Source organism: Streptomyces sp. NPDC058525 (assembly GCF_042719495.1).
In the GTDB taxonomy this organism is placed as follows: domain Bacteria; phylum Actinomycetota; class Actinomycetes; order Streptomycetales; family Streptomycetaceae; genus Streptomyces.
The window spans coordinates 1-2,815 of record NZ_JBHXNP010000200.1 but is presented as its reverse complement, the minus strand read 5'-3'; the positions used below and the strand labels follow the sequence as shown (position 1 = coordinate 2,815).

The window sequence follows — 2,815 nt, the reverse complement described above, 5'->3', positions numbered from 1 at the left end:
TGCCGCCGCCCTCCCGGCCTGCGAGTGCCCGGTCGGCCTGCCACCGCCCGCCCGCCCCGCGAGCGCCCGCCCGGACCAGCCAACCGCCCGCCTGGGCACCCGCCCGCCCGGACCGGCCAACCGCCCTCCCGGCCGCGAGCGCCCTGTCGGAGCTGCTGCCGCCCGGCCGGACCCGTCGGCACCCGGTCGGGACCCCTCCGCAGGCGGTCAGAAGCCGTGCGGCAGCCACGGGGCGACGTCCCCGGCGAAGGCACGGGACGCCCGGACCACCGCGCCCGGGCGCAGCTCGCGCACGAGGCCGGCCGCCGCCAGCGAGGTCAGCGTGACCCCGCCCAGGTACGCCGAGCCCAGCTCCCGGACCGACAGCTCCAGGTCCGCCGGCTCCGCGGTCCGCGTGCAGACGGCGGAGCCCGACCCGTCGGCCACCAGCCGCCACCGCCCCTCGTTCCACGGGCAGAACGCGTCCCCGACCTCCAGCACCACGTCCAGCGGAGCCGCGTACGACCGCGCCGTGAGCGCCGCCGCCACGTCCACCAGCCGTACGTGGAGCGAGTCGCGCACGCTCGGCTTCGACCGCCGCACGTCGCTCACCAGGTGCAGCACCGGATCGTCCACCGGCCGCCTGCCCGCCCGTACCGTCCAGGTCAGGTCGATCCCGAACAGGTAGCGCCACAGCGCCGCCGTCGCCGCCGGGTCGAGCGCGTCGAGGTCCGCGACCTCGACCTTGCCCTCCGAGCCCGAGAAGTCCCACTCGGGCTTGACCCGGTAGCGGGCGTAGCCGACGGCCTCGCCGTCCGGGCCCTCCGCCACCACGCACTGGAGCGGGGAGGCGCCGTTCCGGTCCTCCGGGGGATCCGTGACCACGAACCGGTCCCAGCCGGGCTGCCGGGCCGGCATGCCGGGCCGCCGGGCGACCAGCTCCGCGTACACCCGCTCGCAGTCGGACAGCGCCTTTTCCGGGTCGACGTGCCGCAGGCGCACCTCGTCCGTGCCCGGCGGCACGGAGAGCCGTACGCGGGTCGTGTCGATCTCCACGGACAGGGCGTACGTCGCCGTGCCGTAGCCGAAACGCCCGTAGATCGCCGGATCCGAGGCCGTCAGCACGGCGAGCGGCTCACCGGCCGTCCGTACGTCGTCCAGCAGGCGCCGCATCATCGAGCTGAGCACCCCGCGCCGCCGGTGCGTGGGGGAGACGCCCACCATCGTGACCCCGGCCGCGGGCACCAGCGCCCCGCCCGGAACCGACAGGCGGAAACTGAACGCCGAGGCCGAGCCGACGCAGTCCTCGCCGTCCCAGACGCCGAGGGAGCGTTCGGGTTCGGTCAAGGACCGGTAGAGCTCCCGGCCCTGAGGGTGTTCGGGCACTCCGCCGAACGCCAGTTCCAGCTGGCCGAACCAGACATCCCACTCATCCCACTGCAACACACGCATCTCAAGTGCCATAAGGCCATCCCTATCAGGGCATTCGGTCCCGGTCGAAGAGATTTCCCGCGCCGTTGGACCCCAGGACCAGGGGTACCCCTGCGCATCCACAGCCGGGATGGATAAGGTCCCGAAGCAATGGCCGGAGCACGCGTGGACACCCTCATGGCCCGGATGCGCATGCTGTCGCACCGGGCACGCACCTCCCTGCGCAAATCCGCCGTCGACTACTTCCGTGGCGACGCCTCCGACTGGCTCGCCTTCGCCGGACTGCTCCTCACCATCCCCGCCATCGCCTGCGGCACGATGATGCTGCCCGTCTGGTTCTCGCCCTCCGCGCTCGTCCTGCCGATCGTCGCCGGCGGCCTGCTGCTGCGCCCCGCCAGCCTCCTCGCCCTGTACGCCGCCTCTGCCGCCGCCCTGATCGTCGAGGCCCTCGTCCTCGGCCCCTACACCCTGGGGCCCGCACGGGTCACCCCCGGCACCGTCCTGGTCGTCGCCGCATGCGGCTTCTTCGGCCTGGTCATCGCGCAGTTCCGCAGCCGCGTCGGCGTGCCCTGGCGGCGCGGCGGCACCATGCTCTTCGACCTGCGCGAACGCATCCGCGTCCAGAGCAAGCTGCCCGCCCTGCCGCGCGGCTGGCACCGCGAGATGGCCCTGCGCCCCGCCGGCGGCCAGTCCTTCTCCGGCGACTTCGTCGTCGCGGCCCGCACCAACGGCGGCCGGACCCTGGAGATCGTCCTGACCGACGTCTCCGGCAAGGGCATGGAGGCGGGCTCCCGCGCCCTGCTCCTGTCCGGCGCCTTCGGCGGCCTCCTCGGCGCACTGCCGCCGCACGGCTTCCTGCCCGCCGCCAACGGCTACCTGCTCCGCCAGGACTGGGACGAGGGCTTCGCCACCTCCATTCACCTCGTCCTGGACCTGCAGACCGGTGACTACGAACTCCTCTCCGCAGGCCACCTCCCGGCCCTCCAGCTCTCCGCGGGCACCGGCCGCTGGCAGGAGAAGACCGGCGAGGGCCCGCTGCTGGGCGTCTACGACGGCGCCGAGTTCACCCCCGCCCGGGGGAACCTGCGCCGCGGCGACGTCCTGATGCTCTTCACCGACGGCCTGGTCGAAACGGCCGACCGCGAAATCAGCGAGGGCATCGACCGCCTCACGGGCGAGGCCGACCGCTACGTGGCGGCGGGCTGGGAGGGCGCGACCTGGCACCTCATCGAAAAGGTGGCCAAGGACGTAAACGACGACAGAGCCCTACTCCTCATCCGCCGCTCCCCATAACCCAACCACCCCACACGATGCCCGGCCCGCGCAGCGCCCGCCCCACACGATGCCCGGCCCGCGCAGCGCCCGCCCCACACGATGCCCGGCCCGCCCGGCGCCGGGCCCGCGC

At 74.2% G+C, this 2,815-nt stretch carries 2 protein-coding genes; one reads left to right on the top strand and one right to left on the bottom strand.

All coding sequences use genetic code 11. From position 1 onward, the window contains the following. Window positions 1-207 precede the first annotated feature (207 nt). Entirely contained in the window at window positions 208-1,443 is a 1,236-nt protein-coding gene (locus ACFWP3_RS41600; RefSeq protein WP_384232142.1) for a GNAT family N-acetyltransferase, read from the bottom strand. 117 nt (window positions 1,444-1,560) lie between these two features. On the opposite strand from ACFWP3_RS41600, the gene ACFWP3_RS41595 reads away from it, so the two are divergent. Continuing rightward, complete coding sequence (locus ACFWP3_RS41595; RefSeq protein WP_384232140.1) at window positions 1,561-2,703, top strand: PP2C family protein-serine/threonine phosphatase; 1,143 nt, start codon at window positions 1,561-1,563, stop codon at window positions 2,701-2,703. Window positions 2,704-2,815 lie beyond the last annotated feature (112 nt).

Excerpts from the sequence above, each read along its gene's own strand:
- ACFWP3_RS41600 (WP_384232142.1), bottom strand. The coding sequence starts at position 1,443 with ATGGCACTTGAGATGCGTGTGTTGCAGTGGGATGAGTGGGATGTCTGG.
- ACFWP3_RS41595 (WP_384232140.1), top strand. The coding sequence starts at position 1,561 with ATGGCCGGAGCACGCGTGGACACCCTCATGGCCCGGATGCGCATGCTG.